The sequence below is a fragment of the Streptomyces sp. NBC_01275 genome (genome assembly GCF_026340655.1).
Lineage (GTDB): Bacteria > Actinomycetota > Actinomycetes > Streptomycetales > Streptomycetaceae > Streptomyces.
The window spans coordinates 5,325,717-5,352,565 of sequence record NZ_JAPEOZ010000001.1; the positions used below are offsets into that span (position 1 = coordinate 5,325,717).

General features: G+C 72.1%; 18 protein-coding genes and 2 pseudogenes. 16 read left to right on the plus strand and 4 right to left on the minus strand.

Going from position 1 to position 26,849, the window contains the following annotated elements:
- Positions 1 to 240 precede the first annotated feature (240 nt).
- Positions 241 to 3,522, minus strand: a complete 3,282-nt coding sequence (locus tag OG562_RS23475) for a SulP family inorganic anion transporter (protein WP_266400906.1) — start codon at positions 3,520 to 3,522, stop codon at positions 241 to 243.
- Positions 3,523 to 3,858: 336 nt separating this feature from the next.
- Here OG562_RS23475 and OG562_RS23480 point away from each other — a divergent pair, with 336 nt between their 5' ends.
- The gene (locus OG562_RS23480; RefSeq protein ID WP_266400908.1) at positions 3,859 to 5,136 is read left to right on the plus strand and encodes a hypothetical protein; all 1,278 of its coding nucleotides are present in this window, start codon (positions 3,859 to 3,861) and stop codon (positions 5,134 to 5,136) included.
- 62 nt (positions 5,137 to 5,198) lie between these two features.
- On the opposite strand, the gene OG562_RS23485 is transcribed toward OG562_RS23480, so the two are convergent.
- Positions 5,199 to 6,185 (minus strand): ATP-binding protein, encoded by a 987-nt coding sequence (locus OG562_RS23485; RefSeq protein ID WP_266400909.1) that lies wholly within the window; start codon positions 6,183 to 6,185, stop codon positions 5,199 to 5,201.
- A 101-nt stretch (positions 6,186 to 6,286) separates the two neighbouring features.
- On the opposite strand from OG562_RS23485, the gene OG562_RS23490 reads away from it, so the two are divergent.
- Positions 6,287 to 7,111, plus strand: a complete 825-nt coding sequence (locus tag OG562_RS23490; RefSeq protein ID WP_266400911.1) for an oxidoreductase — start codon at positions 6,287 to 6,289, stop codon at positions 7,109 to 7,111.
- Positions 7,112 to 7,524: 413 nt separating this feature from the next.
- On the opposite strand, the gene OG562_RS23495 is transcribed toward OG562_RS23490, so the two are convergent.
- Positions 7,525 to 8,358, minus strand: coding sequence for an HAD family phosphatase (locus tag OG562_RS23495; protein WP_266400912.1), 834 nt, complete (start codon positions 8,356 to 8,358; stop codon positions 7,525 to 7,527).
- A gap of 645 nt (positions 8,359 to 9,003) precedes the next feature.
- On the opposite strand from OG562_RS23495, the gene ssd reads away from it, so the two are divergent.
- From ssd to OG562_RS23530, 7 genes and pseudogenes are all read left to right on the plus strand, one after another.
- Positions 9,004 to 10,104, plus strand: a complete 1,101-nt coding sequence (gene ssd, locus OG562_RS23500) for a septum site-determining protein Ssd (RefSeq protein ID WP_266400914.1) — start codon at positions 9,004 to 9,006, stop codon at positions 10,102 to 10,104.
- Entirely contained in the window at positions 10,101 to 11,396 is a 1,296-nt protein-coding gene (locus OG562_RS23505; RefSeq protein WP_266400917.1) for a TadA family conjugal transfer-associated ATPase, read from the plus strand. The genes ssd and OG562_RS23505 overlap by 4 nt, the downstream gene beginning before the upstream one ends.
- A complete protein-coding gene (locus OG562_RS23510; RefSeq protein ID WP_266409480.1) occupies positions 11,386 to 12,249 on the plus strand; it encodes a type II secretion system F family protein in 864 nt (287 codons plus the stop codon). Before OG562_RS23505 ends, OG562_RS23510 begins: the two co-directional genes overlap by 11 nt.
- Positions 12,246 to 13,052, plus strand: coding sequence for a type II secretion system F family protein (locus OG562_RS23515; RefSeq protein ID WP_266400918.1), 807 nt, complete (start codon positions 12,246 to 12,248; stop codon positions 13,050 to 13,052). Before OG562_RS23510 ends, OG562_RS23515 begins: the two co-directional genes overlap by 4 nt.
- Positions 13,053 to 13,154: 102 nt before the next feature.
- A complete protein-coding gene (locus tag OG562_RS23520; RefSeq protein WP_266400919.1) occupies positions 13,155 to 13,364 on the plus strand; it encodes a DUF4244 domain-containing protein in 210 nt (69 codons plus the stop codon).
- A gap of 10 nt (positions 13,365 to 13,374) precedes the next feature.
- A pseudogene (locus OG562_RS23525) lies at positions 13,375 to 13,716 on the plus strand (TadE family type IV pilus minor pilin); the annotation flags it as partial.
- Positions 13,717 to 14,129: 413 nt separating this feature from the next.
- A pseudogene (locus OG562_RS23530) lies at positions 14,130 to 14,450 on the plus strand (Rv3654c family TadE-like protein); the annotation flags it as partial.
- Here OG562_RS23530 and OG562_RS23535 read toward each other — a convergent pair.
- Positions 14,431 to 17,112, minus strand: a complete 2,682-nt coding sequence (locus tag OG562_RS23535) for a DEAD/DEAH box helicase (protein WP_266400920.1) — start codon at positions 17,110 to 17,112, stop codon at positions 14,431 to 14,433. The pseudogene OG562_RS23530 and the gene OG562_RS23535 sit on opposite strands and share 20 nt — an antisense overlap.
- Before the next feature lie 81 nt (positions 17,113 to 17,193).
- Here OG562_RS23535 and bldG point away from each other — a divergent pair, with 81 nt between their 5' ends.
- The 7 genes from bldG to OG562_RS23570 all read left to right on the plus strand — a co-directional run bounded on the left by bldG (position 17,194) and on the right by OG562_RS23570 (position 26,587).
- Positions 17,194 to 17,535 carry an anti-sigma factor antagonist BldG gene (bldG, locus tag OG562_RS23540; protein WP_009189842.1) on the plus strand — a complete coding sequence of 114 codons (342 nt, stop codon included), beginning with the start codon at positions 17,194 to 17,196 and terminating at the stop codon, positions 17,533 to 17,535.
- A 110-nt stretch (positions 17,536 to 17,645) separates the two neighbouring features.
- A complete protein-coding gene (locus OG562_RS23545; RefSeq protein WP_266400921.1) occupies positions 17,646 to 18,080 on the plus strand; it encodes an ATP-binding protein in 435 nt (144 codons plus the stop codon).
- A 343-nt stretch (positions 18,081 to 18,423) separates the two neighbouring features.
- Positions 18,424 to 20,829, plus strand: a complete 2,406-nt coding sequence (locus tag OG562_RS23550; protein ID WP_266400922.1) for a sodium-translocating pyrophosphatase — start codon at positions 18,424 to 18,426, stop codon at positions 20,827 to 20,829.
- A gap of 194 nt (positions 20,830 to 21,023) precedes the next feature.
- On the plus strand, positions 21,024 to 21,623 hold the full coding sequence (locus tag OG562_RS23555; protein WP_266400924.1) for a small secreted protein: 600 nt from the start codon (positions 21,024 to 21,026) through the stop codon (positions 21,621 to 21,623).
- A gap of 91 nt (positions 21,624 to 21,714) precedes the next feature.
- Positions 21,715 to 23,232: a class I SAM-dependent methyltransferase gene (locus OG562_RS23560; RefSeq protein ID WP_266400927.1), complete on the plus strand. Its 1,518-nt coding sequence runs from the start codon at positions 21,715 to 21,717 to the stop codon at positions 23,230 to 23,232.
- Between the two features lie 185 nt (positions 23,233 to 23,417).
- Positions 23,418 to 26,183 (plus strand): serine/threonine-protein kinase, encoded by a 2,766-nt coding sequence (locus OG562_RS23565; RefSeq protein ID WP_266400930.1) that lies wholly within the window; start codon positions 23,418 to 23,420, stop codon positions 26,181 to 26,183.
- 206 nt (positions 26,184 to 26,389) lie between these two features.
- A complete protein-coding gene (locus OG562_RS23570; protein ID WP_266400932.1) occupies positions 26,390 to 26,587 on the plus strand; it encodes a hypothetical protein in 198 nt (65 codons plus the stop codon).
- Positions 26,588 to 26,849 lie beyond the last annotated feature (262 nt).

The window sequence follows — 26,849 nt, forward strand, 5'->3', positions numbered from 1 at the left end:
GACCCAGGGGGCCGATGACAAGAGCCGACCTGATATTGGTTTAGACCTCTCGGGTTCGGTGATCGAAGTCATCCGTACCCACGGACACGGACACGGGCCGAACGGAGTTCAGCCGGTGTAACGCCTTTCACACTCCTTTGCTGGTGGGAGGTGGGAGGTGGGAGGTGGGAGGTGGGAGGTGGGAGGTGGGAGGTGGGAGGTGGGAGGTGGGAGGCGGGGTGAGGTGGGGTGAGTGGCACGTCACGCCGTCAGGTCCGCCAGTCCTACGTGGTCGAACAGGTCGTCCCCGCTCTCCTCGGTGAGCAGGTACGTCTGCGCCTCTCCCACGTGGAAGTACAGCCCGTGCAGCTCCAGCACTCCGGCCTTCAGGGCTCGGGCCACCGGCTCGTGAGCGCGTAGATGGTCCAACTGCTGGACCACATTGGTCAGACAGAGCTGCTCGGCCGCGTCCGCGGCCGCCCGCCCGGCCAGCCGGGCCCAGGGGCGGCCGGCGTCGCCCATCCGCTCCAGGCTCGGCAGCCCGTGGCGCAGCCACCGCTTCAACGGTGTCCGGGCATCCCCCGGTTCGGACTTGAGCAGCGCCTGCATGGCCCCGCACCCGGAGTGCCCGCACACCGTGATGGACCGTACGTTCAGCACGTCCACCGCGTACTCGATCGCCGCCGCCACCGAGTCGTCGCCGCTCTCCTCGCCGGGCGGCGGCACCAGGTTCCCCACGTTGCGCACCACGAACAGGTCGCCGGGACCACTGGAGGTGATCATCGAGGTGACCAGCCGTGAGTCGGCGCAGGTGAGAAAGAGCTGCGTCGGCCGCTGTCCCTCCCGCGCCAGCCGCGCCAACTCACCCCTGACCAGCGGCGCGGTGTTCCGCTGGAACGCACTGATCCCACGCACCAGTTGGCGACCGCTGGTCTCGGAGGCGTATGGGGAGCGGGAGGGCTCGGTCGGTTCGGTGGGCTTGGTGGGCTTGGTGGGTGCTGAGGGGCCGTGGGGTTCGGTGGGCTCGGAAGGTCCGTGGGGTCCGGAAGGGGCGTGGGGTCCGGTGGAGCCGTGGGGTCCGGTGGGCTTGGCGGACTCACAGGGCGTGGACGGGACGGGGGAGTCGGACAGGGCAAGAGAGTTGGACAGGGCGGGGGAGTCGACTGGGATGGATTGGCCGGAGGAGCCGGAGAGAGAAGGGCTGGATGGATCGGAACGGACGGATGGATTAGAGGGGTCAGAGGAGGCGGAGGGACCAGAGGAGGCGGAGGGACCAGAGCGGCTGGGGGAGGGGGAAGGGCCAGAGCGGCTGCAGGAATCGGCGGAGACTGAGGAACCGGAGGGGGGCGAGGTGCCCAGGGACTCGGATCCGGCGGACCCGGCGGATCCGGTGAGCCCCGCAGACTCCGTAGTTCCGGCGACCCCGGACCGCGTGGCCCCCGTATGACCGCTGGCTTCTGCGAACCGGCCGGCCTCCGTGGGTCCGGCGGACCCCGCGGACCCCGCGACCTCCGTGGCTCCGGCGGACCGCGCAGCCTCCGTGGCTCCGGCGGCCTCCGCGGCCCCTGCAGACCCTGCGATCCTCACGGACCCCGCAGCCTCCGCAGACCTCGCAGCCCCCATGGACCCGGTGGCCCCCGCAGACCGGTCACCCCCGGTGAACCCAGCGAGTCCGGCCGGGAGTTCGCCGGAAGGTCCACCGGCTTCCCTGCGGCCTTCCCCACCGATCCCCCCGAAGGCTTCCCCGGACGATCGTCCGCTCAAGTGATCGTCGGAGAGGCCGCCCGGCGGCGGTGGTGTGGATCGTGGACCTTCGCACTGGTGGTTGCGCCACGGTGTCCAGGGGCGGCAGCGGCAGTCGGCGACGGGTGTCCCCGTCATGGGAGCGGAGTCGGGAGCCTGGGCGGCGGTTGGCTCGCCGGCCCGGGTCTCGGCCTCAGCTCCAGCCTCGGATCCAGCCTCAGTCCCGGATCCCGCCCCGGCGGCGGAGCGGCGGCCGGTCAGCTCGGCGGAGCCGCCTTGCGCGGTGTGCGTCTTCTGCCAGTCCTGCAGGGACTCGTACGCCGCGTGGTCCATGAAGGAGCCGTCCAACTCGACCACTACATGGGTGCCTTGGGGCACGAGATGCAGGGCGCGGCTGAGCCGCGGCACCGCGAGGAACGTCAACTGGCCTCGTACGTGTACGTGATGGACTCCTTCCTGTTCGTCGTGGGTGATACGGGTGCGGGTGAGGCGGTGCAGGGCGACGGCGACGGCCATGGCGATTCCCAGCGTCACGCCCTCCAGGACGCCGAGGAACACCACGCCGAGGGTGGTGACGGCGTACACCAGCACCTCTCGGTGGCGGGTCACCGTACGAATGTGGTGCAGGGACACCATCTGGATGCCGACGGCCATCACCAGGGCGGCGAGCGAGGCGAGCGGGATGAGCTCCAGGATCGGGACCATCAGCAGTGCGGCGACTACTACGAGAACGCCGTGCAGCATCGTGGAGTTCCGGCTCACGGCGCCGGCTCGGACATTCGCCGAACTGCGTACGGCCACGCCCGCCACGGGCAGCCCGCCGAGCGCGCCGGAGACGACGTTGGCGGCACCCTGTCCGAGCAGCTCGCGGTCCAGGTCGGAGCGGCCGACGCGCGAGGAGCGGCCGGAGCGGGAGGCGATCAGGTCGGGCCGGGAGGCGATCAGCTTGTCCACGGCGACCGCGCCGAGCAGCGACTGCACGCTGCACACCAGCGTGACGGTGAGGACGGCGGCGGCGAGGCCGGACACCGGACCCTCGGGCAGCCCGGCCAGGGCGTGGCTGCTCCAGGACGGCAGGTCGACCTTGGGGACGGTGAGTCCGGCGAGCGCGGCGGCGGTCGTGGCTCCGGCGACGGCGACGAGCGCGGCGGGCATTCTGGCCAGCAGGCGGCCGACCCGGCCGGGGATGCGGGGCCAGAGCAGCAGCAGGGTCAGCGTCAGCGCGCTCACGGCCACGGCGGCGGGCTGCAGCCCGGCCAACTGGGCGGGAAGGGCACAGAGGTTGTCCAGGACAGAGCTCTGCGGGTTGCCGCCGAGGACGATGTGCAGTTGGGCGACGGCGATGGTGACGCCGATGCCGGCAAGCATGCCGTGCACGATGGCGGGGCTGACGGCGAGCGCGGTGCGCGCCACGCGCAGGCAGCCGAGGCCGAGTTGGGCGAGGCCGGCGAGGACCGTGATGGCGCACGTCGTCCGCCAGCCGTAGCGGTGGATGAGGTCGGCGGTGACGACCGTCAGGCCGGCGGCGGGGCCGCTGACCTGGAGCGGCGATCCGCTGATCCAGCCGGTGACGAGCCCGCCCACGGCGGCGGCGACGAGCCCGGCCTGGAGGGGGGCGCCGGTGGCCAGGGCGATGCCGAGGGACAGGGGGAGGGCGATCAGGAAGACCGCGATCGAGGCGGACACGTCGGCGCCCGCGAGCCGGAAACGGCGGTGCGGGGCCGGTGGGGGGCAGTGGGGTCGGTGGATGCGCTGGGTGCGCGTCGAGGTGGAAGCACGAGGGGGTAGGCAGGCTGACATGGTTCCCGTCTCCTCCGGGGCAGCGCGGTCGCGGAACAGGTGGTCCCCGTCGATGGCGGGGGCGGTCGCGGCCGTGGGTCACGGCGTGCAGCGGCGGGATGAAATCAACGCTCGGTAAACGGATCGTAATGCAGAGTAAAGGTCAAGCATAGACTTTTGTGGCAAATGGGGTAGCAGGTCGCCCTCAAGTGTGAAGCGGTCTTTTTGTCGGCTTGTCGTATTAATTCCTTCCCGGCCCCCATGCGACCTTGACGGCGCTGTCGGCTCGTCCCGGCACACCACCAGAGAGCGCCGTCGTCGGCGTTGGCCTGAGAGAAGGAAGAAGGTGGGCGGAAGATGGCCGCCACCCAGAGGATCGCCGCCGGTGCAGTGATCGCCGCGGCAGTCGCCGCATCGCTCGCCGGCTGCGCGACGGGAACCGATGGTTCCCATGGTTCGGAGGGGGCGTCGGGTCCGCAGAAGGTGAAGCCGGCCCCGGCGCCCAAGAACGTGGTCCGTCTGATCGGCGACGGCTCCACCGCGTACACCGGAGCACAGCCGCACCTGCCCAGACCCGAGCGGCTCAAGCCGGGCCAGAAGCCCCCGCAGTTCGTGGTCTTCTCCTGGGACGGCGCCGGCGAGGACAGCCAGCGGCTGTTCTCCCACTTCCGCAAGGTCTCCAAGGCCAACCACGCGACGATGACGTACTTCCTCAGCGGCGTGTACATGCTGCCCGAGGAGAAGGCCGACCTGTACAAGCCGCCGCAGCACTCGCCGGGCCGCTCCGACATCGGCTTCAACGACGAGCAGGGCATCGCCGACACCGTGAAGCAGCTGCGCCTGGCGTGGCTGGAGGGCAACGAGATCGGCACCCACTTCAACGGCCACTTCTGCGGGAAGAACGGCGGCGTCGGCGAGTGGTCGGTCGAGGAGTGGAAGGACGAGATCGACCAGGCCAAGCAGTTCGTGAAGACCTGGAAGACCAACACGGGCAGGAAGAACGCGGCCCCGCTGCCCTTCGACTACGACAAGGAGCTCATCGGCGCTCGCACGCCCTGCCTGGAGGGCCAGAAGAACTTCATGAAGGCCGCCCGGGAGCTGGGCTTCCGCTACGACACCAGCGGCGTCAACGACCAGCTCTGGCCCGACAAGAAGCGCGGCCTGTGGGACCTGTCGATGCAGCTCGTGCCCTTCCCCGGCCACACCTACGAGCAGTTGACCATGGACTACAACTTCATGGTCAACCAGTCCGGCACCGCCACCCAGGGCGACCCCGACAAGTACGCGTACTGGGGTGACCAGATGCGGGACGGCCTGCTCAAGGGCTTCGACCGCGCCTACGACGGCAACCGCGCGCCGCTGATCATCGGCAACCACTTCGAGTCCTGGAACGGCGGCACGTACATGCACGCCGTCGACGAGGTCGTCGAGAACGTCTGCAACAAGTCCGACGTGCGCTGCGTGTCCTTCCGGCAGCTGGCCGACTGGCTGGACGCCCAGGACCCGAAGACGCTGGCCAAGCTGCGCACGCTGGGGGTCGGCGAGACACCCGAGCGCGGCTGGGCGTCCTTCCTGTCGGGCCGCCCGGCCCCGGCCCCGAAGGGCGTGCCCGGGGCGCCGGCGGCTCGGCGGTAGACGTCACACAGCCGCACAGCCGCACAGCCGCACAGCCGCACAGCCGCACAGCCGCACAGCCGTCAAACGGCGGCTGCGGCGCTTTCGCTCTCGCCGAGCACGAATCCGGGGTCGACCTGCGCCGCCAGGTCGACCCCGGTGCGCTCGTCGCCCCAGGACTGGGCGTTCTTCAGGTGGAAGTGCACCATCTGGCGGGTGTAACGCTCCCAGTCGCGCCGCTCGTACGCCGTGTCGACGGTCGTCTGCAGCAGGCGCAGGGCGTGGCGGTTGGCGTCCTCCAGGAGATCGAACCGGGGCGGCCGGCCCTTCTCCATGGCGCGTACCCAGTCGGAGTGCCCGACCGTCACGAGCAGGTCGTCGCCGACTTCGGCGCGGAGGAAGTCGACGTCGTCCTGGCTCTGCACCTTGTTGCCGACGACCCTCAGCTCGACGCCGAAGTCGCGGGCGTACTCCTTGTACTGGCGATGGACGGAGACCCCCTTCCGGGTCGGCTCGGCGACGAGGAACGTCATGTCGAAGCGGGTGAACATGCCGGAGGCGAAGGAGTCCGAGCCCGCCGTCATGTCGACCACGACGTACTCGTCACAGCCGTCCACCAGGTGATTGAGACACAGCTCCACCGCTCCCGTCTTGGAGTGGTAGCAGGCGACCCCCAGGTCGGCGTCCGTGAAGGAGCCCGTGACCATCAAACGGACGGCGTCGCCGTCGAGTTCCACCGGCCGGGCGCAGGCGTCGTACACCGGGTTGTTCTCGCGCACGCGCAGCAGCCGGGAGCCCTCGCCGGGCGGGGTCGTCTTGATCATCGTGGCGGCGGAGGCGATGCGGGGGTTGGAGCCGCGCAGGTAGTCCTTGATCAACGGCAGCCGCTCGCCCATCGCGGGGAGTTCGGCGGCCTCGTTCTCGTCCAGGCCGAGGGCGGGCCCCAGATGCTGGTTGATGTCCGCGTCGACCGCGATCACGGGTGCGCCGACGGCGGCGAGGTGGCGGATGAACAGGGAGGACAGGGTGGTCTTGCCGCTGCCGCCCTTCCCGACGAAAGCAATTTTCATGTTCACCAAGGGTAGTCGTGTAATAACTGTATGTGGCAGGTGGGCGTGAAGAAGACCACTCCTTCGTGGGGTGCGGTCGCCTGTTGCGTAGGGTCGTACTCATGAGTACGACAGGCGCGTCCGCCGATCCGCTCGCGGCCCTGGGCTCGCTGCCCGGCGTGGCCGAATCCGTGGAGTCCATGCGCAAGGCCGTGGACCGGGTCTACGGACACCGGGTCATGCGGCGCCGCAGCACCGAGCTCACCTCCGAGGCCGCCCTGCGTGGCGCGCGTGGCTCGGCGGCGCTGTCCGGCGCGGACTGGGCCCTGGAGGAGGTGCGTCGCCGCAGCGACTTCAGCGTCGACGACGAGGCGCGCGTCATGGGGGCCGCCCTGCGGCTGACCGCCGAGGCGGGCCAGTTGCTGTCGATCTGGCGGCAGTCGCCGCTGCGGGTGCTGGCGCGACTGCACCTGGTGGCCGGGGCGAGCAACGGCGACGAGGTCGGGCGGCCACGGCAGGCCGGTGAGGCGGTCGACGAGCCGCTGATCGAGCTTCCGCTGCCCGGCGCCGCCGAGGTGGCCGGCCGGCTGGAGGGGCTGTCCGAGCTGATCATCGCGGGCGGCTCCGCGCCCGCCCTGGTGACGGCCGCCGTCGTGCACGGCGAACTCCTCGCCCTGCGTCCCTTCACCTCCCGCAACGGTCTGGTCGCCCGCGCCGCCGAGCGCATCGTCCTGATCGGCAGCGGTCTCGACCCCAAGTCGGTCTGCCCCGCCGAGGTGGGTCACGCCGAGCTGGGCCGGGCGGCCTACCTGGCGGCCCTGGACGGCTATGTCTCCGGCACTCCGGAGGGCATGGCGGCCTGGATCGCCCACTGCGGCAGGGCGGTCGAGTTGGGCGCCCGCGAGTCGACGGCGGTGTGCGAGGCGCTGCAGCGCGGGGCGGCGTAACGGTCCACGCGCGCGTGGAGCGGGTTGTGGGGTGCGGGTTGTGGGGTGCGGCGTACGGGATACAGGGGTTCGGGGTACGAAAAAAGGCCCCCGCGCGGGGGCCGGACAAAGGGTTGCGGCGGTACGAGTCCTCGTACCGCCGCTGGCATGTTCACCGGGTTACCAAGCGTCCTCGAAATATTGCCCATCAGGTCGGGAACTTCGCCCGTCACCTGGTGCGGCTGGCCCGTAATCGACGGGTCGACGTCGCGTGGGTGCTCGATGTTCATGCGCGGTCCGTGGGGCCAAATGCGTTATTAAGGTGATCCTCTCGGATGTCCTTGGTCTCGCGGGCCGATGAGTCCTTTGTACTCCAGGACCTGGGTAAGCGGAAGTCCAGGCTGCACTTCTTTACTTTTACTCTCAAACAGGAGCTAAACGGTCGCCGACCGGCGACGACTGGCGTACCAGACGAGGCCCGCGGTGGCCGCCGCGGCTCCTATGGCCGCGGCCGCGACGAGCGCCGGGCGGGGCGGTACGGAGAATCTGGGGATCCGCTGCTTGAGGCGCACCGGCCGATGGAAGTCGAGAATCGGCCACCCGCGCGCGACGGCCTCGCGCCGCAGGGCCCGGTCCGGGTTCACGGCGTGCGGATGGCCCACCGCCCGCAGCATCGGCAGATCCGTCGCCGAGTCGCTGTAGGCGTAGCAGCGCGAGAGGTCGTACCCCTCGGACTCGGCCAGCTCCTTGACCGCCTCCGCCTTCGTCGGGCCGTACGCGTAGTACTCCACCTCGCCGGTGAAACAGCCGTCCTCGCCCACGACCATGCGCGTCGCGACCACGCGGTCCGCGCCCAGCAGCTCGCCGATCGGCTCGACCACCTCGGCGCCCGACGTGGACACGATGACGACGTCGCGGCCGGCGGCGTGGTGCTCCTCGATGAGGGAGGCCGCCTCGTCGTAGATGAGCGGGTCGATCAGGTCGTGCAGGGTCTCGGCAACGATCTCCTTCACCTGCTGGACGTTCCAGCCGCGCACGAGCCCGGACAGGTACTCGCGGGTCCGTTCCATCTGGTCGTGGTCCATACCGCCCACGAGGAAGACGAACTGGGCATATGCGGTACGCAAGGCCGCCCTGCGGTTGATCAGCCCGCCTTGGTAGAAGGACTTGCTGAAGGTGAGCGTGCTCGACTTCGCAATGACCGTCTTGTCCAGGTCAAAGAAGGCCGCTGTGCGGGGCAAGGAGTGGTTTTCCACAACCCTGAGCATAGGGGCAGCCCATTCGGCGTAAGGTGGGCGCGTGGGTTTGCCTGAGAGGCCTCTCGGGTACACCATGGAAGTCACGGATCGTTCGCGACCGTGCTAACCCGGTCCGGCTCCTCCCCCCCCGAGTCGGCCGTGGAGACGACCCCCGCTCTCCCCCCCGGCGGGGGTCGTCGCATGTCCGGGTGTGTTTTTCCCCTTCTGTGCGCGGCCGTGGTGCCGCATCGAGGCGGCTGCGGCCGCCTCTTTTGCATGCCCACCGCCCGTCACTGTGGGTAGTCATCGCACGGCTCTGTGGAAGTCGCGACACGGGACGACCAGGGGGAAGTCAGGGGACAGTCAGGGGAAGTCAGGGGAAGTCGGGGGACGGTCAGGGGGCAGTGCAGCCGTCACCGGTTTGGGTGACGGCGATATTCACATTCGTCCACTCGTCCACAGTTTTCCACCAAGATCCACACGATTTCCGGGTTCGTTGCACCGTGATTCCAACGCGTCCGCTCGGGCCGACTTCACGCCCGGTTCCGTTCTGCGGTGCGCGTACGGCCGGTTTCTGTCGGCCGTTTCAAGGAGACCGGACGCCGGTTCTCCGCATGTCCGGGAATCGCGGGGCCGCAGGGATTGCCTGCCCCGCAGCAAAGGGGGATGGAAATCATGGCCGGAGCCGTCACACACGACCCGCCGCCCACCGCCGGAGGGCGACAGGGCAAGCCGTTGATCGTCACGGAGGACGCGGAGCTCCTCGACGACCTGCTGCGCCTGTGCGCCGCGGCGGGCGCGACACCCGAGGTACACCACTCGGCGCCGGAGCGCCGGGGCTGGGAGTCCGCGCCGCTCGTCCTGGTCGGCGACGACGCCGCCCGCCGGGTGCGCGGGGCCGCCCGCCGACGCGGAGTGGTCCTCGTCGGCCGCGACCAGGATGACTCCGGGGTATGGCGGCGCGCTGTGGAGATCGGCGCCGACCACGTCCTGATGCTGCCCGACGGCGAGCAGTGGCTGGTCGACCGCATCGCCGACGTCGCCGAAGGCATCGGCCGACCCGCGCTCACCGTCGGCGTCATCGGCGGACGCGGCGGCGCCGGAGCGTCCACGCTCGCGTGCGCCCTCGCCGTCACCTCCGCGCGGGAAGGGCTGCGGACCCTTCTGGTGGACGCCGATCCGCTGGGCGGCGGACTCGACGTCCTCCTCGGCGGAGAGACCGCCGAGGGCCTGCGCTGGCCCGCGTTCGCCGCCTCGCGCGGACGGGTCGGCGGCGGAGCCCTGGAGGAGTCGCTGCCCAGCCTGCACTCGCTGCGGGTGCTCAGCTGGGACCGCGGCGACTGCGTCGCGATCCCGCCACAGGCCGTCCGCGCGGTGCTCGCGGCGGCCCGGCGCCGGGGCGGCACGGTCGTCGTCGACCTGCCCCGCCGGATCGACGACGGGGTCGCCGAGGTCCTCGCCCAGCTCGACGTCGGGCTCCTTGTGGTCCCCGCCGAGCTGCGGGGCGTCGCGGCGGCCGCACGGGTGGCCTCCTCGGTCGGCATGATGCTGCGCGATCTGCGGGTGGCGGTGCGCGGCCCGTACGCGCCCGGCCTCGACGACCGCGGGGTGGCCCGGCTGCTCAGCCTTCCCCTGGCCGGTGAGGTGCCCGTGGAATCCGGGCTGCTGCGACCGGACGGCGGCAAGGCGCCGCCGGGTGCGGCGGCGCGCGGGCCTCTCGCCCGCTTCTGCAAGGAGTTCTGGGAGCGGGCCCTGACCGAGGCGGGCGGCTCATGAGCACGCCGACCGGGCCGGCCCGGTCGCGAGGCACCGGGACGCTGCTCGACGGCGTACGCCAGTGGCTGGCCGAGAGCGGGGCCGAACCGACGCCCGCGCGCGTGGCGCAGGCACTGCGGGAGCAAGGACGCGTCCTCGGAGACGCGGAGGTCCTCGGCGCGGCGGAGCACCTGCGGTCCGAACTGGTCGGCAGCGGGCCCCTGGAGCCACTGCTGGCCGACCCGTCGGTGACCGACGTGCTGGTGTCGGCCCCCGACCGGGTCTGGGTCGACCGGGGCGGCGGCCTGGAGCTGACCGCCGTCTCCTTCCCGGACGCGGCAGCCGTACGACGCCTCGCGCAGCGCCTGGCCGCGGTGGCCGGACGTCGGCTGGACGACGCCCGACCCTGGGCGGACGCCCGGCTGCCCGACGGGACACGGCTGCACGCGGTGCTGCCCCCGGTCGCCGTCGGCTGCACCTGCCTGTCCCTGCGTGTCGTACGGCCGCGGGCTTTCACGCTCGACGAACTGGTGGCCGCGGGCACGGTGCCGCCGGGCGGGGACCGGGTGCTGCGGGCTCTGCTGAGGGCGCGGCTGTCCTTCCTGGTCAGCGGCGGCACCGGCAGCGGCAAGACGACGCTGCTGAGTGCGCTGCTGGGGCTGGTCGGGCCGGGGGAGCGGATCGTGCTCGCGGAGGACTCGGCGGAGCTGAGGCCGGATCACCCGCACGTCGTCCGTCTGGAGTCCAGGCCCGCCAACCAGGAGGGGGCCGGGCTCGTCACCCTCGAGGACCTGGTGCGGCAGGCCCTGCGGATGCGGCCGGACCGGCTCGTCGTGGGTGAGGTCCGCGGCCCGGAGGTCGTCCACCTGCTGGCAGCCCTCAACACAGGTCACGAGGGCGGCTGCGGGACGGTCCACGCCAACGCGGCCGCGGACGTCCCCGCCCGGCTGGAGGCCCTCGGCACGGCCGCCGGGCTCGACCGGGCCGCGCTGCACAGCCAGTTGGCGGCCGCGCTGTCGGTGGTTCTGCACCTGGTCCGCGACCCGGCCGGGCGGCGGCGGATCGCCGAGGTGCACGTGCTGGAGCGGGACCCGTCCGGGCTGGTGCGAACCGTGCCGGCGCTGCGGTGGCAGGCGGACGCGTTCGCCCACGAGCGGGGCTGGGAGCGGCTGCGGGAGCTGCTGCGGAGCCAAGGAGGCCGAGAAGAAAGCGAAGACGGAGGTCGAGAAGAAAGCCGAGCACGTCAAGCACGCCAAGCAGGCCAGGAGAGCCGATTCGAGAGGGCGCAGGGGAGCGATGAACATGATGGGTGAGGTGACGGCGGGAGCGGCTGTGGCGTGCCTCGGGGTGGCTGTCGGCCTGATGGGTGGGCCGTACTCCGGCGCCCGGCGGGCGCAGTTGCTGCTCGCCGGAGGCGGGGCGGTCGGCAGCGGGCCTCCGTCGTGGCCCGAGCTGGCCGGTGAGCTGCGGCGGCTCCGGGGACGCTGGCGGCCCGAGTGGTGGGCGCCGGTCGTCGGACTGGCCCTGGCGGTGCTGGGCGCCTCGGTGCTCCCGGTCGTCGCGGGGGCGGCCGTCGTACCTCTGCTGCGCCGGGTGCGGCGGGCCGGTCGGGCACGGCGGGCGCGGGAGGGGCGAGCGGACGCGGTGATCGCACTGTGCGGGGCGCTCGCCGGGGAGGTGCGTGCGGGACGGCAGCCCGGCGAGGCGTTGCAGCGGGCCGCGCAGGACTCCGGCGGGCTGGGCCCGGCACAGGCGACGGTGCTGGCGGCGGCCCGGTTCGGCGGGGACGTGCCCAGGGCGCTCGCGGCCGCGGCACGGCAACCGGGAGCCGACGGACTGCTGGGACTCGCGGCGTGCTGGCGGGTGGCCGTGGACCAGGGCGCGGGCCTCGCGTCCGGACTCGACCGCCTCGAAGGGGCGCTGCGTGCGGAGCGCGACCAACGTGCCGACCTGCGCGCCCAGTTGGCCGGACCTCGTTCCACGGCCGTCATGCTCGCCGGCCTGCCGATCCTGGGCCTCCTCCTGGGCGCGGCGCTCGGCGCCGACCCCCTGCACGTCCTGCTGCACACCGGACCCGGGCTGGGCTGTCTCCTCGTCGGCGGCGCCCTGGAGGCCGTGGGGATGTGGTGGGCGCTGCGGATCGTACGGAACGCGGAGGCGACATGAGCGCGGAAGTTGTCCACAGGCTGGGGGTGGCCGTGGGGATCGCGCTGGCTCTCGGATGGCTGGCGCGGTGGCTGGAGAGCGTGCGGTGCGAACGCCGGACCCGGCAGCGCCTGGGCGAGGTGCTGCCCCAGGAGACGGCTCCGGCGCCCCTGGAGACGGCTCCGGACGTTTCGCGCGAGGGGGTGCGGGAGGTCGTTCGGCTGTGGCTGCCCGAGGCGGCGGTGGCCGGTGCCGGGTGGGCGGTGGTCGGTGGCGTCGCCGGTCTCGTTCTGGGGCTGATCGGCGCGGTGGGGCTGTGGCGGTGGCGTCGTCGGCGACCGGAGGCGGGCTCCGTGAGCGAGGCCGATGCCCGGCTCGCCGCCCGGCAACTCCCGCTCGCCGCCGACCTGCTGGCCGCGTGCATCGCGGCGGGCGCCGGTCCGGTGATCGCCGCGCAGGCCGTGGGCGAAGCCCTGGGCGGCCCGGTCGGGGAAGGTCTCGCACGGGGTGCCGCCGAGGTGCGGCTGGGCGGCGAACCGGCCACCGCCTGGCGTGGGTTGGCCTCGGCGCCCGGTGCGGCCGCCCTGGCCCGGCTGCTGGAGCGGGCCGGCGTCTCCGGGCTGCCGACGGCGGTGCCGGTCGCCCGGCTCGCCGCGGACGCCCGCGCCGACTGGACGCGCGCCGCGACGGCTCGGGCCCGCCGGGCGGCCGTGCTGGTCACCGCGCCGGTGGGGCTGTGCTTCCTGCCCGCCTTCATCACGGTCGGGGTGGTGCCCCTCGTGATCGGGCTCGCGGGCGGGGCGCTGGGAGGGGGTGTGCCGTGAGCGTGCGATGAGGCTGACCGAGAGACCGGCCGGGCCGAGAGACCGGCCGGGCCGAGAGATCAAGACAACACACCAACAGGAACGAACCTCACGGGGGTTGAGATGGGCAAGGCGGTACGGGCGCGGTTGCGTGCCCACGTGTGCAAGGTGCGTGCGGCGCGCAGGGACGCGGGGATGGTGACCTCGGAGTACGCGATGGGGATCGTGGCGGCGGTGGCGTTCGCGGTGATCCTCTACCAGGTGGTGACGAGCGAGACCGTGAGCGCGGAGTTGCAGGACATCGTGAAGCGGGCGCTCAGTGCGCGCATGTGAGTGGGGGCGCGTGCGTGGCCGGTGGCGAGGCGACCGGGGGTTCGTGACGGCGGAGGCGGCCATGACGTTGCCGGTGTTGGCCGGGTTCGCGTTGGCGCTGGTGTGGTGGCTGCTCGTCATGGCGGCCCAGATCCAGTGCGTGGACGCGGCAAGGAGCGGCGCCCGCGCGGCGGCTCGCCAGGATCCGGCCGACACGGTCCTCCAGGTGGCCCGCGCGGCGGCGCCGAGCGACGCGGAGGTGACGGTCAGCCGGGAGGGCGACCAGGTCCGGGTGGTGGTCGTGGCGAAGCCACCCGTGCTGCGAGGGCTGCCGTTCGAGGTGCGTGAGGAGGCCGTGGCGGCGACTGAGGAGCTTGCGGGAGCGGTGGGGAGCGGGGGAGCCACGGGAGCCGCGAGAACGGCACAGGAGCCCGAGGAGCCCGAGGAGCCCGAGGAGGCCGAGGGGGCTGAGGAGGCCGAGGGGGCTGAGAGGGCCGTCGAGGGCGCGGGAGCTGCCCGGGACGTGGGAGCGGGGTCATGAAGAGTCGTCTCGGCGGAGGCCGCGGTCGCCCTTCCCCTCGCGGCTCCGCGGTCACCCGGAGCGGTACCGGTCCCGCGACCGTCGGCCGGGATCGCCGCTCCTGGACTGTTCGCAGCGGTCACCTTTCCTCGACCGTTCGCAGCGGTCACTTTCCCTCGACCGTTCGCAGCGATCGCCTTCCCTCGGCCGTCTGCGGCGATCGCCGTTCCGCGGCCGTCGGTGACGAGGGGCGCTTCTCCGCCGGAGTGCGCGGGGATCGCGGCTCCGCCACCGTCTGGAGTCTCGGGGTGATCGGTGTGCTGTGCGTGGTGTTCGGCGTCGTGCTCCTGCTCGGGCAGGCCGTGGTGGCCCGGCACCGTGCCGCCGGGGGTGCCGATCTGGCGGCGCTCGCTGCGGCGGACCACTGGGCGGACGGCGAGGCGGAGGCCTGTGTCCGGGCGGAGCGGGTGGCCCGGGCGCAGAGCGCGCGGGTGGTGCGGTGCACGGTCGTCGGGGAGGTCTCGGACCTGACGGCGGCGTCTGGAAGCGGGCCGTTCGCCGCCGAGGTCAGGGCGCGGGCGGGTCCTGGGTGGCCGGTGCCGCCGCCTCCTGCCGATCCGCCGGTTGAGGCGCCGCCCGCTCCTCCGGCCGATCAGCCGACGGACGCTCCGGCCGGGCCTCCGCCCGTCCCTTCGTCCGTCCCACCGCCCGTCGCATCCCCTGTCCGTTCGCCTGCTCCTCGGTCGGCTCCTCCTGCACCGTCCCCGCCTGCTCCCGCGTCGGAGGCTCCTCCGCCTTCTCCTGGGGAGCCCCGCGCAGCAGTTCCGTGAGGAGCCGTACCGCGCCTCTCTTGTGCAGCGGTTCGTTGCCGTTGCCGCACTTGGGGGACTGGATGCAGGACGGGCAGCCGGCGTCGCACTCGCAGGAGGCGATGGCCTGGAGGGTGGCGGTCAGCCAGGCGTGGGCCGTGTGGAAGGCGCGCTCCGCGAATCCCGCGCCGCCGGGATGGCCGTCGTACACGAAGACCGTCGGGAGCAACGTGTCGGGGTGGAGGGGGATCGAGACCCCGCCGATGTCCCAGCGGTCGCAGGTCGCGAAGAGGGGCAGCATGCCGATCGACGCGTGCTCGGCGGCGTGCAGGGCGCCGCCGAGGATCTCGGGGTTGATCCGGGCGGCGTCCAGCTGGTCCTCGGTGACCGTCCACCACACGGCACGCGTGCGCAGCGTACGAGGAGGGAGGTCGAGCTTCGACTCGCCCAGTACTTCACCGGTGATGACACGTCGACGCAGGAAGGAGACGACCTGGTTGGTGACTTCGACCGAGCCGTAGCACAACCGGCCCTCGCCCCAGGGGATTTCGACGTCCGTCTCCAGGACGGAGATGGCTGTCGTGTCGCGGGCGACCGTCGAGTACGGCGGGCTGGCCTCCTCGACCAGGGCGACCGAGTCCTCCAGGTCCAGGGAGCGCACGAGATAGGTGCGGCCCTGGTGGAGGTGGACCGCGCCCTCGTGGACGCTCGCGTGGGCGGCGCTCTCGTCGACCGTGCCGAGCAGCCGGCCCGTGCCGTTCTCGACGATCTGCACCGGCCGGCCGCCCTCGCCGCGGATGTCGGTGAGGTCGGCGGCCCGTTCCCGGCGCGTCCAGTGCCAGGCCTTCGTCCGGCGGCGCAGCAGCTTCGCGGCCTCCAGTTGCGGCAGCAGGCCCTCGGTCTCGGGGCCGAACAGCGCCAGGTCCTCCTCGGTCAGCGGGAGCTCGGCGGCCGCCGCGCACAGGTGCGGGGCGAGGACGTAGGGGTTGTCGGGGTCGAGGACGGTCGACTCCACCGGCCGGTCGAACAGCGCCTCCGGGTGGTGGACGAGGAACGTGTCCAGCGGATCGTCCCGGGCGACCAGCACCGCCAGCGCCCCCTGCCCGGAGCGGCCCGCGCGCCCGGCCTGCTGCCACAGGGAGGCGCGGGTGCCCGGGTAGCCGGCGATCAGCACGGCGTCCAGGCCGGAGACGTCGATGCCGAGCTCCAGGGCGGTGGTCGCGGCGAGGCCGAGGAGTTCGCCGGAGTGCAGGGCCTGCTCCAAGGCGCGGCGCTCCTCGGGGAGGTAGCCGCCGCGATAGGCCGCGACACGCCGGGCCAGTGAGCGGTCGACCTCGGCGAGGCGTTCCTGGGCGATCACCGCGATCAGCTCGGCGCCGCGCCGGGAGCGTACGAAGGCGACCGTGCGCACGCCCTGGACGGCGAGGTCGGTCAGCAGGTCGGCGGTCTCGGCGATGGCGGTACGCCGGACGGGGGCGCCCTTCTCGCCCTGTATCTCGGTGAGCGGGGGCTCCCAGAGGGCGAACACCAGTTCACCCCGGGGCGAGGCGTCGTCGGCGACTTCGACCACGGGGAGGCCGGTGAGGCGGCCGGCGGCCACCGCGGGCTCGGCGGCCGTCGCCGAGGCCAGCAGGAAGACGGGGGAGGAGCCGTAGCGGGCGCACAGGCGGCGCAGTCGGCGCAGCACCTGGGCGACGTGGGAGCCGAACACGCCGCGGTAGGTGTGGCATTCGTCGATGACGACGTACTTCAGGGACTTCAGGAAGGAGGACCAGCGGGGGTGGGACGGGAGGATCCCGCGGTGCAGCATGTCCGGGTTGGTGAGCACATAGTTGGCGTACTGGCGGACCCACTCCCGTTCTTCGAACGGAGTGTCGCCGTCGTACACGGCTGGGCGTACGGCGTTTCCCAGGGGTTGTGAAAGTTCCTTCACTGAGCGGCGCTGGTCCGCCGCCAGGGCCTTGGTGGGGGCCAGGTAGAGGGTGGTGGCGCCGCGTCCGTTCGGGGCCTCGGAGCCGTCCAGGAGGGCGGAGAGGACCGGCACGAGGTAGGCCAGGGACTTGCCGGACGCCGTGCCGGTGGCGACGACCACGGAATGGCCGTCCAGGGCGTGTTCGGCGGCGAGTGCCTGGTGGGCCCACGGGTGCTCGATGCCGTAGGCCTGCACGGCCGCGACGACCTCCGGGCGAATCCGGTCGGGCCAGACGGCATGGCGACCCTCGCGCGGGGGCAAGTGCTCCGTATGAGTGATGCGCGACGCCCGGCTCGGGCCCGGGGCGAGCCGGTCCAGGACCGCACCCGGCGACAGGCGGGGAGCGGCCTCAGACGAGGGTCGATCGGATCGGTGATTCTTGGCCATCGGCACCGAGTGTGTCACTGGCGTGACGGACAATGGGGCCAAGGCGTCGTGCACGCCTGCCGGTAAGTGATTGAATGCCATCGCGGCTGGCGAACCGTCCCGGGGGCTCCTGCCCAGGTGTTCCGAGGGGCGACCGCTCGATAGCAAGGTGCTGGAGGATCCGTGGACCTGTCTCTGTCGACCCGTACCGTCGGCGATCGTACGGTCGTCGAGGTCGGTGGCGAAATCGACGTATATACCGCGCCCAAGCTGCGCGAGCAGCTGGTCGAGCTGGTGAACGACGGGAATTTCCACCTCGTCGTCGACATGGAGGGCGTGGACTTCCTCGACTCCACCGGGCTCGGCGTGCTGGTCGGCGGACTGAAGCGGGTGCGTGCCCATGAGGGCTCGCTCCGTCTGGTCTGCAACCAGGAGCGCATTCTGAAGATCTTCCGCATCACCGGTCTGACCAAGGTGTTCCCGATCCACACCTCGGTCGACGAAGCGGTTGCGGCCACCGACTGACCACCCGTCCCGGGTCCGTGCGGCCCGGGACGGCACAGTTGAACACCGGGGGACCGGGCTTTCGGTGGCCCGGCCCCTCGACAGCACGCCCGTAGTTCCGAGGGGGACGCATGGCCACCGTTGAGCTCCGCTTCAGCGCGCTGCCCGAGCATGTCAGGACCGCCCGACTGGTGGCGGCAGCGGTGGCGCGCAGGTCCGGAGTGGACGAGGCCGTTCTCGACGAGGTCAGGCTCGCCGTCGGCGAGGCCTGCACCCGCGCCGTCGGACTGCACCAGAGCGGTGGCATCACCGCCCCGGTGAAGGTGCTGCTCATCGAGGATGAGAAGCAGTTCTCCATCGAGGTGGGCGACGAGGCGCCGCGCTCCGCCCCCGGAGACCGGGTGCCCGGCTCCGGCACGGAGGCCGACGTGGAGGCCGAGGAGGACGAGATGGGCCTCGCGGTCATCAGCGGCCTCGTCGACGACGTCGAGGTCACCGCCGGCGAGCACGGTGGGCTGATCCGCATGACCTGGCCGACCACGCCGGTGACGACTCCGCTGTCCTGAGCCGCACTCGGCGACTGCCGTCACTGGCGTATCGGACGCACCAGGCGTATCAGATTCATCAGAGGTATCCGAAGGGCCCTACCTGGTAGGGCCCTTCGGCATGTGCGGACCTCGGTGACCGCGCTTACAGTGGTTCCGTGAAGTGAATCTTGGAATCTCCGGTGAAGTGAATCTTGCGGCGAATATCGTGAATCAATTCACGAATGCCAATGCCTTGAAGGCATTACCGTGACGGTTTCGCATGTGAAGGCGAATACCGTTTACCGCGCACTGTTTTGATCAGGTTCCGGTACCTACAATCCGTCCACCATCTTGAGCTCAGCCCAAGCGTCAAGGAGGACGAATGGCGGGGCTTTCTTCCCCTCATCGGTTTGACCAGCCCACAACCTTCGCAGCCGCAGTGCTGACCGACGGCAACCGACTCCTCGTGGTGGTCATCGGGCTCGTGGCACTGGCCGCGCTCGTGGTCGCGGGCGTACTGGTGCGCCAGGTGCTCGCGGCCGGCGAGGGCACCGACAGCATGAAGAAGATCGCGGCGGCGGTCCAGGAAGGCGCCAACGCCTATCTGGCCCGCCAGCTGCGCACGCTCGGCGTATTCGCCGTCGCCGTGTTCTTCCTGCTCCTGCTGCTGCCCGCGGACGACTGGAGTCAGCGCGCCGGAAGATCGCTGTTCTTCTTGATCGGCGCCGGGTTCTCGGCGGCCACCGGCTATATCGGCATGTGGCTCGCCGTGCGCAGCAATGTGCGTGTCGCCGCGGCGGCCCGGGAAGCGACTCCGGCGGAAGGCGAACCGGAAAAAGATCTCACCGCTGTATCGCACAAGGCAATGAAGATCGCATTCCGTACGGGCGGCGTCGTCGGCATGTTCACGGTGGGGCTCGGTCTGCTGGGCGCCTCCTGCGTGGTGCTGGTGTACGCGGCCGACGCGCCGAAGGTGCTCGAGGGATTCGGTCTCGGCGCCGCCCTGATCGCCATGTTCATGAGGGTCGGCGGCGGCATCTTCACCAAGGCCGCCGACGTCGGCGCCGACCTGGTCGGCAAGGTCGAGCAGGGCATTCCGGAGGACGATCCGCGCAATGCCGCGACCATCGCGGACAACGTGGGCGACAACGTCGGCGACTGCGCGGGCATGGCGGCCGACCTCTTCGAGTCGTACGCCGTGACGCTGGTCGCCGCGCTGATCCTCGGCAAGGCGGCCTTCGGCGACGCCGGGCTCGCCTTCCCGCTGCTCGTGCCCGCGATCGGCGTGCTCACGGCCATGGTCGGCATCTTCGCGGTCGCCCCGCGCCGCACCGACCGCAGCGGCATGTCCGCGATCAACCGGGGCTTCTTCATCTCCGCGGTGATCTCGCTGGTGCTGGTGGCCGTGGCCGTCTTCGTCTACCTCCCCGGGAAGTACGCGGACCTCGACGGCGTCACCGACGCGGCGATCCAGGGCAAGAACGGCGACCCGCGCGTCCTCGCCCTCGTCGCGGTGGCGATCGGCATCCTCCTGGCCGCCGTCATCCAGCAGCTGACCGGCTATTTCACCGAGACCACCCGCCGCCCGGTGCGCGACATCGGCAAGTCGTCGCTGACCGGCCCCGCCACCGTCGTCCTGGCCGGCATCTCCGTCGGCCTGGAGTCGGCCGTCTACACCGCCCTGCTGATCGGCCTCGGCGTGTACGGGGCGTTCCTGCTCGGCGGTACGTCGATCATGCTGGCGCTGTTCGCGGTGGCCCTGGCCGGCACCGGCCTGCTCACCACGGTCGGGGTGATCGTCGCGATGGACACCTTCGGGCCGGTCTCCGACAACGCGCAGGGCATCGCCGAGATGTCCGGCGACGTCGAGGGCGCGGGCGCGCAGGTGCTCACCAATCTCGACGCGGTCGGCAACACCACCAAGGCGATCACCAAGGGCATCGCCATCGCCACCGCCGTCCTGGCGGCGTCGGCGCTCTTCGGGTCGTACCGGGACGCGATCACCACCGGCGCGCAGGACGTCGGCGAGAAGCTGTCGGGGCCGGGCGCGCCGATGACCCTGATGATGGACATCTCGCAGCCCAACAACCTCGTGGGCCTCATCGCGGGCGCGGCGGTCGTCTTCCTCTTCTCGGGACTGGCGATCAACGCGGTCTCCCGGTCGGCCGGCGCCGTGGTCTACGAGGTGCGGCGGCAGTTCCGCGAGCACCCGGGGATCATGGACTACAGCGAGACGCCGGAGTACGGCAAGGTCGTCGACATCTGCACCCGGGACGCCCTGCGGGAGCTGGCCACACCAGGGCTGCTCGCCGTGCTGGCACCCATCTTCATCGGGTTCACGCTCGGGGTCGGCGCCCTGGGCTCGTTCCTGGCGGGCGCGATCGGCTCCGGCACGTTGATGGCCGTCTTCCTCGCCAACTCCGGCGGCGCGTGGGACAACGCCAAGAAGCTCGTCGAGGACGGCCACCACGGCGGCAAGGGCAGCGAGGCCCACGCTGCGACGGTCATCGGCGACACGGTCGGCGACCCCTTCAAGGACACGGCCGGCCCGGCGATCAACCCGCTGCTGAAGGTCATGAACCTGGTCGCGCTGCTCATCGCGCCCGCCGTGATCAAGTTCAGCTACGGCGACGACAAGAGCGTCGGCGTACGGATCGTGATCGCGGTGCTCGCGCTCGCCGTGATCGTCGGCGCGGTGTACGTCTCCAAGCGGCGAGGCATCGCCGTGGGTGACGAAGACAACGCCGACACTTCGTCCAAGTCGGTGGATCCGGCGGTGGTTTCGTAGGGCGGTCCACGGTCGCCCGGCTCAAAGGGCGGGCGGGTGGCGCGCGTTGACGCGTCGCCCGCCCGCTGTGTCGTGACCATGCCCTACCCGTGAGCCTTCTCTCTCTTGGTTTAAAAGGCGTCAATAGCACATATTGCGGACATTCATTCTGGGGTTGTCGCCCGGTTGGCGTGTATGTTCCGGGGCCGAGAGCCATGGAAGGGACCGATCCGGTGAACAAGAAGCTCGCGGTTGCACTGTCCGGCGGTGCGGTACTGGTACTGGCGCTGTCCGGATGCAGTGGGGACGACGGCAACAAGGAGCTCGACGCCTGGGCCAAAAAGGTCTGCGACGCGCTGCCCGCGCAGGACGCGAAGGTCGACGCGGCCAACGAGGCGATCAAGCAGGCCGCCACGGACGACAACGCTCCGGCGAACGTTCAGAAAACCGACTCACAGGCCTTCCAGGACATGTCCGACGCCTACAAGGCGCTCGCCCAGGCCGTCCAGACCGCCGGAGCGCCGCCCGGCGTCGACGACGCCGCGAAGAAGCAGAAGGACGCCGTCACGGCGCTCAACACGCTCTCCACCTCCTACGCCGACCTGAAGAAGCAGGTCGACACGCTGGACACCAAGGACCAGGCGAAGTTCGCCGACGGCCTGCAGGGCATCGCCACCGACCTCGGCAAGCTCAGCCAGAGCGGCAACACCGCGCTGAAGAACCTGGAACAGGGCGACGTCAAGAACGCCATGGCCAAGCAGGCGAGCTGCAAGAAGGTGGCCGCCTCCGCCTCGGCTCGCGCGACGACCGGCTGAGGTCCCGGGCCGCACGGTACGGCGCGACGGGGCAGGCGGTTATGAGCCGTGACGGGGAGACAAGCGGCGGCCACGGGACACAATGGGGGGCGTGAGTAACGCCACCCTGTCCCCCCTGCCCTCCGCCGACCGCCCCGACGTGGCCGCCCGGCTGCGCGAGGCCCTGCTGGCAGCCTCCTTCACCGCCGACGGCCTGCTCGACCTCCTCGGCGCCCCCGCCTACGCGGCCCTGGCCCGCAGCGAGACCGTCCCCGCACTGCGGGCGACCCGTGGGGACACGCCGCTGGAGACGCTCGTCCGTCTCTTTCTCCTCCAGCAGCCCGTGCCGCACGCGCGCGTGGAGGAGTTCCTGCCCCTCCACGCGTGCGTGGAGAGCGGTTGGCTGGTGCGCGTCGGCGACGAGGTGGCCGCGGCCGTGGACGTACGGCCGTTCGGCGGGCCCGACGGCGAGGACTGGTTCATCGTGTCCGACCTGGGGTGCGCGGTCGGCGGGGCCGGCGGCATCGGCAGCCACCACGAGGGCGTCGTCCTCGGCGTCGGCGGCGCGTCGACGACCCTGGCCGGGATCACCGTCCGTACGCCCGTCTCCTCGGCCCTCGACCTCGGCACCGGTTCCGGGATCCAGGCGCTGCACGCCGCCCGGCACGCCACGCGCGTGACGGCGACCGACCTCAACCCGCGCGCGCTGCACGTCACCGCCCTCACCCTCGCGCTGTCCGGCGCTCCCGCCGCCGATCTGCGGGAGGGCTCGCTGTTCGAGCCGATCCGGGACGACGAGACGTACGACCTGATCGTGTCCAACCCGCCCTTCGTGATCTCGCCGGGCGCCCGGCTGACGTACCGGGACGGCGGGATGGGCGGGGACGATCTGTGCCGGTCGATCGTTCAGGGAGCGGGGGAACGGCTGAACGAGGGCGGGTTCGCGCAGTTCCTCGCCAACTGGCAGCACGTGGAGGGGGAGGACTGGCAGGACAGGCTCAGGGCATGGGTGCCGCGCGGGTGCGACGCCTGGATCGTGCAGCGCGAGGTGCAGGACGTCACGCAGTACGCCGAGCTGTGGCTCAGGGACGCCGGCGACCACCGCGGTGACCCGGCCGAGTACCAGGCGCGGTACGACGCGTGGCTGGACGAGTTCGAGGCGCGCAAGGTGAAGGCCGTCGGCTTCGGCTGGATCACCCTGCGCAGGACGGCTGCCGCCGAGCCCGCCGTCACCGTGGAGGAGTGGCCGCACTCGGTCGAGCAGCCGCTCGGCGACACGATCAGGGCGCACTTCGAGCGGCTCGACTACCTGCGCGGACGCGACGACGCGGCCCTGCTCGCGGGGCACTTCACACTGGCCGGCGAGGTCGTCCAGGAGCAGGTCGGGCTGCCCGGCGCCGAGGACCCGGAGCACGTCGTGCTGCGCCAGCACCGCGGCATGCGCCGCGCCACCAAGGTGGACACGGTCGGCGCGGGATTCGCGGGCGTCTGCGACGGCTCGCTGAGCGCGGGGCGCATCCTGGACGCCATCGCGCAACTGGTCGGCGAGGACCCGGTGTCGCTGCGCGACCGCACGCCGGCGCAGATCCGACTCCTGGTGGAGCAGGGCTTCCTGGAACCGGCGGAGTGAATCCCTCCGGGACGGGCCACGACTGAGGCGGACCCACACCTCTGATACCCATGTGCCCCGATCTGGAGCGATTGGCAGGATTGCTGCGGAAAAGGTCTCCTGTCAGTGGTGCGTGCGAAGCTACCTTCTAGGGACGAACTCCGCGCGTTCTCGGGGGAGGCGCGCGCTGTCTCGGGGGAGGCGCGATGGCGGGGGAGACACCGGATCGGGGCGCGGTCCGGGTCGTGGCCGGCCGGTACCGGCTGCTGCGGACGCTCGGCGCGGGCGGCATGGGCCGTGTCTGGCTGGCGTACGACGAGGAGTTGGCCTGCGAGGTCGCGATGAAGGAGATCGCGCTGCCCGACCTTGCCATGGACCGGGCCGAGCCTGTGACGGGGCGCATTGCGCGCGCCCGCAGCGAGGCCCGGCACGCGGCCCGTCTGCGTGGCCATCCGCATGTGGCGACGGTGCACGACGTGGTGGTGCACGAGGGCCTGCCGTGGATCGTCATGGAGCACGTCCCGGACGCCGTCGACCTTCAGGCGGTCGTCCGGCGGTCCGGCCCGGTGCCGCCCGCGCAGGCGGCCCGCATCGGTCTCGCAGTCCTCGACGCGCTCACCGCGGGGCACCGCATCGGCATCCTCCACCGGGATGTGAAACCGGCCAACATCCTCCTCTCGCCGGACGCCTCGGGCGACACCTACGCGCGCGTGCTGCTCACCGACTACGGCATCGCGCTCCAGCCCGAGTCCCTCGAGCCCCGGCTCACCGCGACCGCCGGCATCCTCGGCACCCCCGGCTACCTCGCCCCGGAACGCGCGCGCGGCGAGCCGCCCACCCCGGCCGCCGACCTGTTCTCCCTCGGCGCCACGCTGTACGCCGCCGTCGAGGGTCGCGGTCCCTTCGACCGCCACGGCGACTACGCCACCCTCACCGCCCTCCTCGGCGAGGAGCCGACCCCACCGGCCCGGGCCGGCGAGCTGGCTCCGGTGATCCGGGGACTGCTGGTCAAGGACCCCATGCGCCGGTCGTCCCCGGAGGCGGTGGCACGCGGCCTGGAGCGGGTGCTGCGGTCGGCGGAGGGCACGGAGGGCGCGGCGGCGGGATGGGCAGCGCGGGCGGCGGCCGACGGCTCGGGCGTGCCGCGGGGCGGCCCCGACACACCTCCGGTCGGCTTCGGGCCGCCGCCCGCGGGGTACGGCACGGCGGGCGCGGGCGCGGAAGCCCGGCCCGGTGGGGACGGCGTGTCGCCCGGGGCGGGGCTTCCTCCTGGACCGGGCGCGGCGGCTCCCGGGCAGGGCGCGGCGGCTTACGGCGCCCGCACCCCGTCCGGCGCGGGAGCACCGGGCGCCGCGCAGCCACCGGGCACGCCTCCAGCGCAGTACACACCGGGCACACCCCAGGCGTCGTACACCCCAGGCGCCCCGCACACCCCGCAGACGCCCCGGACTCCGCACACACCGGCAGGCCCGCACGACTTTCCGGTGGTCGGCGGCCTCGGGCCGGGAGCGGCGGCCGGGCGGGCGGGATCAGAGGCCGGCTCCGCGCCGCCCGGCGGCCCGGCCGGACCGGGAGGGGCGGGGGGACCGGGAGGGGTGGTGCCCGCGGGAGGGTTCGCGCCGCCTTCGGCCCCCGACACGCCTGGCCACCCGCCCCGTCCCGAGGGGCCGGGCACTCCGCCCGGCCCCGGCCCCGGCTTCGCGCCGTACGGCTCCTGGCCGCCGCCCGTCCCGCAGCAGTCCTTCGACGTGGTCGACGCGGTCGACCCCTACGCCCAGACCTCCGAGGGCTCCCACGCGCGAGCCGCCCCCGCAGACCCCCACGCCCAGGCGTCCGGCAACCCCTTCGCGGCGAGCGGCGGGAACCCGTCGCCGTACGGGGGCGCTGCGACGCCGTACGGGGGAAACCCGGTGCCGCGCTCCGGCGACCCGACGCCGTACGGGGGGAACGCGGGTGGCTTTGGAGGGAGTTCGCCGCCGTACGGCGGCGGCTCCGGGGGCTATGGCGGCGGCTCGACGCCCTACGGGGGTGAGCCGACGGCCTACGGGAGCGGTGGCTCGCGTCCGCCGTCCGGCGGGCGGAGGCGGCTCGCCGTCGTCGCTCTCGTCGTGGCCGCCGTGCTGGTCGTCGCCGGTGGGACGTGGGCAGTCGTGCTGCTGGCCGGGGACAAGGGGGACGGGGGCGACACCACGGCGGCGAGGCGGTCGTCCGCGTCGAGCGGGCCGCAGTCGCCCTCGCCGACGGGGCCCGTCTACCCGTACGGCAGTGTCGTCGGACTCACCGAGCCGCTGGAGACGGGGGACTGCGTGAAGGCGGTCTGGTCGGGGACGCCGTTCGGTTCGGCGCCGAACCTGGGCGTGGTGGACTGCGTCGACGACTGGCCGGACGGTCAGGTCGTGGCGGTCGACACGGCGACCGACTTCGCCGACGCCAGGGCCCAGGGGGCCACGCGGTGCGCGGCGCAGAGCAAGGCGGTCGTCGACGCGCTGCCGGACGCCGGGGGCTACGCCGTCGTACCGACGCGGGACGGCTTCGATGCGGCCGACAGCGGTACGGCATGTCTCGTACTGGGCCGCCATGCGGCGATAGGCGGCGAGGTGGGCCGTTTCAGGGACGCGGGCACAGACCTGTGGGTCGGACAGATGAGCGTGGGCGACTGCTGGATCTACAAGGAGCTGGACAACGGCTACGAGTCGCCCCTCACGGACTGCGCGAAACCGCACACGGACCAAGTGATCGGGACCGTTCAGGCTCCGGATGAAATGAGCTACAAGAAGGGCCGCGACAACGCGACGAAGCTCTGTGGCAACAAATTCGAGTCCGTCTGGGCGCCTGGTTCGGAGCGCCTCGTGGTGGGCTGGATGACCGACGAGGACGACTGGAACGCCGGATTCACCACGATCGTGTGCACGGTGAGCCGGGCCGACAACGGGAAGACGACCGGAAAGATACCCGCGCCCGGTTCGGTCTGAAGGTTTCGCGAAGGTTCCGCGCGCGCCCGTCGGGGCCGGCGGCGGCCGCGCGCGTCCCTGCGCGGGCGGCCCGCACCCGCGCGCGGGCCGTCGACCCCGCCCGAAGACCGGGCGTTCACCTCGGGTTCGCCCAGGTGCCGTCCGCGCGTGCCAGTCTGCGGGGACCGGGGCGTGTGCGGGCGGGCGGAAGAGGGGCGCGGACGATCATGGAGACTGGACCGGCGATCTTCGCAGGAGCGGTGTTCGCCCTGTTCGGAGGCGGGCTGCTGGTGTGGACCGCGGCCCGGGTGCGGCACCGTGAGCCGGTCGCCGAGGGTGTGAGTCCCGTCGCATCGGCGACCCTGGCGACCCTGGCCGCGGCCGTCGCGCTGGCCGTCGCGGCGTGGTGCTTCACCCGCCTCTGAAATCGCCGCTGAAACCGCTTCTGAGCCCGCCTCCGAGGATCGAGCCGGGGTCCCTGTTTGAACCGGGTCGGCGCGGTCACACCGGTAAAGGGGAGGATGCGTTCCGCTCTGGCAGAAAAGGGCTGGTCGACACTCCGGGCGGCAGGAATGGCGGTAGTCGGGTTACCGTTCGAGTGGCCGTTGCGGGCTTTTCCCGTTTGACACGGGGGCGGGATGTACCGTCACACTCCGCAGCGTCACCATGACCCGACCCCGGGAGCAA